Here is an 8,286-nt window from a genome sequence, read left to right on the forward strand (position 1 = left end):
AGTAACGATAGTTCACCATTATACATTGTTTTTAATTCTGGAACTACAGAAAATAATTTCGACGAACTTATAGTGCTTGATAGTGATGGTGTAACAAATTTAAATGCAGATAATCCTTATGGACTTAATGCTGATGGAAATTTAACAGGTTTAACCTTTACAACCACAGGAGAAACAGCAACGGTTTATATTCAGTCTGATGGCTCTGTAATTAGCTGTACAAACGATGCTATAGATTTTGATGTTTTCTGCGGAAATAACCATGGGTTTATTGAGGTTAATGCTTTCTTAGACACTAATAACGATGGTGTTTTTAATGGAGCAGATACACCATTTACAAACGGGTTCTTTACTTATGAAGTAAATGATGATGGCAGTATAAACACAGTGAATTCTAACACAGGAAGTTTTACAATAGTAAATCAAGTTGAAGCAAATAGTTACGATATTACTTTTGCAACAAATGCTGGTTACGAGAATTGTTTTACCATAGCAACAGCATTGTTGGAAGATATTACAGTTACAGACGGAAGTACAGTTACTATAGACTTTCCAATAACAGAACAAATGCCTTGCGAAGACTTATCTGTTTATTTAGTACCATTTAGCGCTCCAAGACCTGGATTTAATTACTGGAACGATTTAGTAATAGAAAACCTAGGTTCAACAACAATCGCTTCTGGTACTGTAACTTTTATTCACGATACTATTGTAGATTATGTAGACGCAACACCACAAGATAGTGGGTTAACAGTTACGCAAACTACTACAGGAGCAACGGTAGATTTCACGAACCTTTTACCAGGAGAAAGTAGAGTCGTTTGGTTTAGATTATACACTCCTCCAACTGTTACCTTAGGAGAGTTTGTAACAAGCTCTGTCGCTTATACAACTGCGAGTAACGATGTTATTAGCGAGAATAATGTATCTGTTATTACTCAAGAAGTTATAGGCTCTTACGATCCAAACGATATTACAGAATCTCATGGAAGTGATATTCTTTACGATAGTTTTATTACTACAGACGAGTATTTATATTACACCATAAGATTTCAAAACGTTGGAACAGCCGAAGCCATAAATGTGCGTATCGAGAACACCTTAAACCCATTGCTGGATATTAGTACGCTTCAGTTTATTAGAGCAACACATGATGTTGTGATGATGCAAAATGCAAACCAGTTAACTTGGACTTTCGATAACATTAATTTGCCAGCACAATCGCAAGACGACTTTGGTAGTAATGGTTATGTGCTTTACAGAATAAAACCAACAACAGGTTATGCCATTGGTACTATTATACCAAATACTGCAGAAATTTATTTCGACTTTAATGCACCAGTTATTACCAATACTTTTGAAACCGAATTTGTAGAAAACAGTTTGTCTGTAGACGAATTTAGCAGCAACGATTTTACACTATACCCAAATCCAGCAACTCGTATTTTAAATATTAAATTGAATAGTGCTTCAAGCAGAAATACGTTTTTAGAAATAATAGATGTTCAAGGTAAAATAGTGATGAAAAATACTGTAAATAAAGTGCTTCAACTTAACGTAGAAAACTTGCAAACAGGATTGTATTTTGTAAAACTGAAGCAAAACAACAAGCAGACTATCAAGAAATTAATAATAGAATAATCAAAACATAAATATTAGTTAAAAGCTTCAGTTCATACTGAAGCTTTTTTTGTAAACATTACTTTTGTTTATCGACTTATATAAAAATTTAAAATATATTATGAAAAACTACTTAATCATGTTTGTTTTACTAATTATAGCATCAGCCTGTAAACAAGAAGAAAAGCCTGCTTTAAAGGTGGATTCTTCCGAAGAAAAAGTGAAAGTAATAACTCCTGCTTATCCAGAGAACTTAACTAAAGTATTTAATGCTCATGGCGGAATAGACAAGTGGAAAACCATGAAATCTTTAGTGTTTACAATGGATAAACCTGATGGGCCAGAAGTAACATCAACAAACTTAGATACTAGAGTAGCGTTAATAGAAAGCTCAAAAGCAAATATTGGTTTCGATGGTGATAAAGCTTGGTTTTTAAACAAAGAAGAAGGTGAGTATAAAGGTTATCCACCAAAATATTATTACAACCTAATGTTTTATTTCTATGCTATGCCTTTTATTTTATCAGACGATGGTATTAATTATGCAGATGTCGAGCCTTTAGTTTTTGAAGGAGTAACATATCCAGGAATACAAGTTACCTATAACGCAGGAGTTGGTGAGACACCAGAAGACCGTTACGTATTGTATTACAATTCTAAAACATATAAAATGGAGTGGTTAGGTTACACTGTAAATTTTGTGCCAGGAATAGACACAAAAGAACTTCATTTTAGAAAGTTTGGCAATTGGCAAGATGTTAATGGTTTACTATTACCACAAACAATAACTAGCTATGGTTTTAAAAATGATAAGCCAACAGAAGCAAAAGGAACTACTAAATTTACCGATATTAAATTATCTACTTCAAGTTTAAATAAAAACCTATTTGCAAAGCCAGAAAAAGGTAAATTTGTAAAATAGAATTTTTAAAATTAAAAAGTTTAAATCACTTCAATAACAATATATTATGAAAAACTATCTATTACTATTTGCTTTGCTAATTATTTCAGCTTGTAAGCAAGAAACAAAACCAGTTGAAAACGTAGATTATTCTGAAGAAAAAATGGAAGTAACTACTTCTGTTTACCCAGAAAATGTAACAAAAATATTAAATGCGCATGGTGGAATAGACCAGTGGAATACTTTTAATTCTTTAGTGTTTACAATGAAAAAACCTACAGGTGATGAGGTTACTATTACCGATTTAAAAGACAGAAGATCATTTATAGAAACAGACGCTTTTAAAATAGGTTACACAGGAAAAGAAACGTGGCTTGTTAATAAAGGAGAAAACAAATACAAAGGTAATCCGCAGTTTTATTATAATTTAATGTTCTATTTCTATGCTATGCCATATGTGCTGGCAGACGATGGAATAACTTATTCCAATGTAGAGCCACTAAAAGTAGATGGAAAAGAATATCCAGGCATAAAAATTAGTTATGCTGCTGAGGTAGGCGAATCTCCAGACGATCAATACATTATGTATTATGATGCAGACACTAATAAAATGGCATGGTTAGGTTATACCGTTACTTATTTTACAAAAGAGAAAAGTGATAAATGGAGTTTTATTAAATATGCAGATTGGCAAACCATTAATGGCATAGTATTACCAAAAACTTTAGAATGGTATAAAGCAGAAGGTTTTACAATAGGAGAGAAGCGTAACGATTTACTGTTTATAGACATTTCTTTATCAAAAGATAAACTTGAAGATTCTGTTTTTGCTAAACCAGCAGACGCTGTAATAAATGAATAGTATAAGATGTGAAATTATTTTACACCAAACATTTAATAATATAAAAAAAAACGAGCCAATTGGCTCGTTTTTTTGTTAGTTAACTTTTATAAAACCAGGACTTCTGGGATTATGAAAATTACCAGTAAACATAACACGTTGTACTTCTATATTTAAACTTGGTCTTGTGTCTAGATGTATTGCATTAAAGGATTTACCTAAATTCTCTGTAGATATAATTAATAGACCTTGTCTAATTTCATCTTCACGTTTTAACACAACTGTAGTCTCTGTAATATTTTTACTTAAAGTATCTAATTTATTGTAAACACTATTAAAGTTACCATTATTTCCAACTAAGATTAACAATGGTAACTGTTTTAGATCTTTGTTTTTCTCTTGCGAAAAACTCAAAGTACTTACTAAAATGAAAACTACAACTATTAGATGTCTCATAATATTATTTTTAAACAAATTATTACACTTATTGTTGTTTGTATTTATTATTATAACGCTTATACAATTCTGTTTGGTGAGATTCTAAACTAATATCACGACCTTGTATATATGCTTTTTCTAGTTTATTAGTTCGCATGTCTAAAGCGTCGCCTTCACTTATAAAAAGCGTTGCGTCTTTACCAACTTCTAGCGAACCAACCATAGCATCAACACCTAGAATTTTTGCAGTATTTAAAGTAATTAAACTCAAGGCTTGCTCTTTGTCTAAACCGTGAGCAGCACAAGTTCCAGCTAAAAAAGGAAGGTTTCTAGCATTCATACGTTCCATTTGTCCTGCATTTTCTAAGCCAACTAAAACACCAGCATCAACTAATTTGTTAGCTAATTTAAAAGGTAAATCGTAATCATCATCATCATTTTTTGGTCTGCTATGCACACGCTGTAATAAAACAGGAATGTTGTTTTGTTTTAATAAACTACTTACTTTATGCGCTTCGTAACCACCAACAATTACAAGGTGTTTAATGCTGTTTTCTTTTGTAAAATTAATAGCATCTGTAATCCCTCTTTCTCCATCTACATGAACGTATAATTTTTTAGAACCGTCAATTAAGCCTTGTAAAGCTTTAAAAGGTAAATGTCTTGGTAACTTATTACTTGCTTGATAAGCACTACTTTCAGCAAAATAAGAAGTAAGCTCATCAACTTGTTTTTTATAGTCTTTGTTTTCTTTAAGCATTGCTGGTTCTCCAAGCCACCAACGACCACGTGAAAACGGATTTGGCCAATTTAAATGAATACCATCATCTACTTTAATAGCTGCATCTTCCCAATTCCAAGCATCAAAATGCACAATAGAAGAAGTTCCCGAAATACGACCACCACGAGGTGTTATTTGTCCCATTAAAACACCATTAGGTCGCATAGATTCAACAACTTTAGATTCTGTATTATAAGCTATTAAACTTCTAATATGTGGATTCATAGCGCCAACTTCATCAGCATCATTACTTGCGCGAACTGCATCTACTTCTACTAAACCTAAAGTAGAATTAGGCGCAATAAAACCAGGATAAATATGTTTGCCTTTAGCATTCATTACTTGACCTTGTCTCGCAATTTTTACAGTAGCTCTACCAACAAAAGTAATCTTACCATCGCTAAACATAATAAGCGAATTTTCAATCACTTCTCCATTTCCTAAGTGAGCAGTTGCGCCTTCAATAGAAATAGCATTGCTTTGTTTTGGAGCTGGTGTTTGTTGCGCTATTACTAACGATGAAAGCAATAGTGTTATAATTAGTATATTATATTTTAAAGTATTCATTATAATTATTTTTTAGTTAAAATCAATTGAATTAAAGAGTAAGCTTTCCTAGTAATACTGAAAACTGAGACTGCGACTTAACGCTAAAACTCACTATCACAATGAAAATGTGCCTTTTCTTTCTTTTCAATCGGTTTTGTTTTTAAACCTTTATTTTTAGCTTGAAGCATTAAGAGCGTTAACTCGTTCTTTTCTTTTTTAACAGCTGCTCTTAATTGCTTATCACGATCAATATCAAAATACGTTACACCTTCAATAATGGTTTTTTCCGCTTTAGCGTAAATAGACATTGGGTGATCACTCCAAAGCACAACATCTGCATCTTTACCAACTTTAATACTACCAACACGATCATCGATATGTAGAAGTTTAGCAGGATTTAAAGTCACAAATTTCCAAGCATCTTCTTCACTAACATTACCATACTTTACAGATTTTGCAGCTTCTTGGTTTAAACGTCTAGACATTTCGCCATCATCACTATTTATAGCAACAGTAACACCAGCATTATGCATAATTGCTGCGTTAAATGGTATAGCATCATTAACTTCATATTTATAAGCCCACCAATCGCTAAAAGTAGAGCCTCCAACACCATGTGCTTTCATTTTATCTGCTACTTTGTAACCTTCTAAAATGTGTGTGAATGTGTTTATGTTAAAATCGAATTTCTCTGCAACCTTCATTAACATATTAATTTCACTTTGAATATAAGAGTGGCAACTAATAAAACGCTCTTTATTAAGTATCTCAGCAATGACTTCCATTTCAACGTCTTTTCTGTATGGTTTTCCGTTTTTCTTTTTAGTATCGTATTCTTTTGCACGTTGGAAATAATCTGTGTAAACCTGTTCAACTCCCATTCTTGTTTGTGGAAAACGAACCGTATTATTATCTCCCCAATTACTCTGTTTTACGTTTTCACCTAAAGCAAATTTTATAAATTTAGGAGCATTTTTATAAATAAGGTTATTGGCTGATTCTCCCCATTTAAGTTTAATAATAGCAGAACGACCACCAATTGGGTTTGCCGAACCATGTAAAATTTGGACAGCTGTTACACCACCTGCAAGATTGTAATAAATACTAATATCTTCTGGATCTATAACATCTTCTTGTGTTACTTCTGCTGTAGAGTTATGTCCAGATTCGTTTACAGAAGACGTTGCAACATGTGCATGTTCATCTATAATACCAGCAGTTAAGTGTTTGCCTTTACCATCTATAACTTTGGCGTTAGAGGCGCTTAGGTTTTGTCCTATTTTAGAAATCTTTCCATCTTTAATTAAAACATCTGTATTTTCTAAAACACCTTCTTTTTCACCAGTCCAAACGGTTGTGTTTTTAAATAAAAGTGTTTCTTGTTTTGGTAAGGTTTTAAAACCATAAGCCATGTTTGGATACGTTACAGGAAATAGTTTTTCAACTTTAGCGACGTCATCCTTTTCATCTTTTTTATCATCTTTACCTTTTTCAGCATCAGTTGTTTTAGCATCTGATTTTTTTGTAGCAAAAAAGGAGGTTTCATTTCCATTAGGAAAAATAGCTTTACCATTAAAAGCAGTTGTGTTTTCAATATTTGCTATTAAACGAATAAACTCTTGTTTGGTTGTATCTACAGTAGAAAAAGTAAGATTCATCCAATCGTCTTTAAGGCTAATTTTAGAGCCTAATTTATTATTATTAGCTTTTACTTCAGACTTTAATTTTTCTAACTCACCTTTAATCGTTAATTCGTAATCTGTACTACCTAAATTAAAAGTATAATCACCACGAATGTCTTTAAGATTCATTGGTTTTAATTCGTTTTTAATACCAGTAACCCAATTTTGATAAATGGTTGTTTTCTTATCAAACAAATCTCCAGAAGTTACTAAGAAGTTAGCGTAAGCACCAGTTTTTAAAGTTCCTATTTCGCTGCTTTTTCCAAGAATTTGAGCAGGAATAGTAGTTAAGGCAGCTAAAGCCTTTTCTTTAGACAATCCAGCTTCAATTGCTTTTAAAAGATTAGGCATAAAAGATTTAGCCTCTTTTAGTTTATATGTTGATAAGGCGAAATTTACATTATTATCAGCTAAAATTTTTGGGTTGTATGGTTTTTGGTTCCATTCGCGCAGCTCTGCTAAAGCCACAGAATTTGCCAAAAACGGATTCTCCATATCGTAAGCATCTGGAAAGTTTACAGGTAATATAAAAGTACCATTAGTAGCTTTTATTTCTTTTATGTATTCGTATTCGTCACCACCTCCAACAAAAACGTACTGTGTATTAAATTGATCACCAATTTTATCTAAACGTAAAGCATTCATTTTACTTCCAGCTTCAATAATTTGCACCAGATTTTTATTCTTATTAAATGCTTCTAATGTTCTGTCTTTTTCTTTTGCTGCTCCAGAAGCATACCATTTAGCATCCATATTTACTTGACGATGTAAGGCAAAAGCTCCCATAATTGAAGTTGGATAAGCTTGTCTAGACGTCGCACTTTTTTCAGTACCTAAATATTGTGCAGACTGTTCCTTTAATATTCTATTAGCATCAGAGCCTTGAGAGTTTAGTGCAATTAACGTTCCTGTTCCTCGAATAATACCATCATTAATATGTGTGTTTACAACTCCAAAACCAGCTTCCATGAGTTTTTTAGCTTCTTTGTCATCATATTTAAACATATCAATAGCATTTTGGTCTGCTCTAATATGGTCGTTCCAATAATAGCCTTCACGTTTAGAATCGTATTGTGGACGACGTGAGTTATTGCTTGGTCTTTCTGGTTTTTTTACACCAAAAGTAGAGTAGATATCTATAAAAGAGGGATAAATACTTTTTCCAGATAAATCTGTAACAACAGCATTTTTAGGAATCGAGACATTACTACCAACAGAAACTATTTTACCATCTTTAATAACTAGCGTCCCATTCTCAATAATTTGAGTAGGTGAGACGTGTATTTTAGCGTTAGTAACTGCTGTGTAACTAGAATTTATGGTTTTTACACCATCGTTTTTTGGTATGTTTTCTTGCGCATAAAGTGTAATTGTAAATACAAGACAAACAAGTAGAGCTGTTTTTTTAATCATAAGTTAGTTTAAAAGAGAAATTAAGTCTTAAAGGTAGTAAATAGAGTAGATTTAATGCAAA

At 32.3% G+C, this 8,286-nt stretch carries 6 protein-coding genes; 3 read left to right on the forward strand and 3 right to left on the reverse strand.

What is annotated here, in order from left to right:
- The 3 genes from Q0C58_RS03090 to Q0C58_RS03100 all read left to right on the forward strand — a co-directional run.
- Nucleotides 1-1,641: T9SS type A sorting domain-containing protein (locus Q0C58_RS03090; protein WP_290697382.1), on the forward strand; the 1,641-nt coding region annotated here is incomplete at its 5' end.
- Between the two features lie 100 nt (nt 1,642-1,741).
- Nucleotides 1,742-2,542, forward strand: a complete 801-nt coding sequence (locus tag Q0C58_RS03095) for a DUF6503 family protein (RefSeq protein WP_290697385.1) — start codon at nt 1,742-1,744, stop codon at nt 2,540-2,542.
- Nucleotides 2,543-2,588: 46 nt separating this feature from the next.
- On the forward strand, nt 2,589-3,383 hold the full coding sequence (locus Q0C58_RS03100; RefSeq protein WP_290697388.1) for a DUF6503 family protein: 795 nt from the start codon (nt 2,589-2,591) through the stop codon (nt 3,381-3,383).
- Between the two features lie 75 nt (nt 3,384-3,458).
- On the opposite strand, the gene Q0C58_RS03105 is transcribed toward Q0C58_RS03100, so the two are convergent.
- From Q0C58_RS03105 to Q0C58_RS03115, 3 genes are all read right to left on the reverse strand, one after another.
- Nucleotides 3,459-3,818, reverse strand: coding sequence for a hypothetical protein (locus tag Q0C58_RS03105; protein ID WP_290697391.1), 360 nt, complete (start codon nt 3,816-3,818; stop codon nt 3,459-3,461).
- Between the two features lie 28 nt (nt 3,819-3,846).
- Nucleotides 3,847-5,148 (reverse strand): amidohydrolase family protein, encoded by a 1,302-nt coding sequence (locus Q0C58_RS03110; RefSeq protein WP_290697395.1) that lies wholly within the window; start codon nt 5,146-5,148, stop codon nt 3,847-3,849.
- Nucleotides 5,149-5,231: 83 nt separating this feature from the next.
- A complete protein-coding gene (locus Q0C58_RS03115) occupies nt 5,232-8,225 on the reverse strand; it encodes an amidohydrolase family protein (protein ID WP_290697398.1) in 2,994 nt (997 codons plus the stop codon).
- Nucleotides 8,226-8,286: the final 61 nt, after the last annotated feature.

Source organism: Lacinutrix sp., assembly GCF_023299985.1.
GTDB lineage: Bacteria > Bacteroidota > Bacteroidia > Flavobacteriales > Flavobacteriaceae > Lacinutrix.

Excerpts from the sequence above, each read along its gene's own strand:
- Q0C58_RS03105 (WP_290697391.1), bottom strand. The coding sequence starts at position 3,818 with ATGAGACATCTAATAGTTGTAGTTTTCATTTTAGTAAGTACTTTGAGT.
- Q0C58_RS03100 (WP_290697388.1), top strand. The coding sequence starts at position 2,589 with ATGAAAAACTATCTATTACTATTTGCTTTGCTAATTATTTCAGCTTGT.
- Q0C58_RS03110 (WP_290697395.1), bottom strand. The coding sequence starts at position 5,148 with ATGAATACTTTAAAATATAATATACTAATTATAACACTATTGCTTTCA.
- Q0C58_RS03095 (WP_290697385.1), top strand. The coding sequence starts at position 1,742 with ATGAAAAACTACTTAATCATGTTTGTTTTACTAATTATAGCATCAGCC.
- Q0C58_RS03115 (WP_290697398.1), bottom strand. The coding sequence starts at position 8,225 with ATGATTAAAAAAACAGCTCTACTTGTTTGTCTTGTATTTACAATTACA.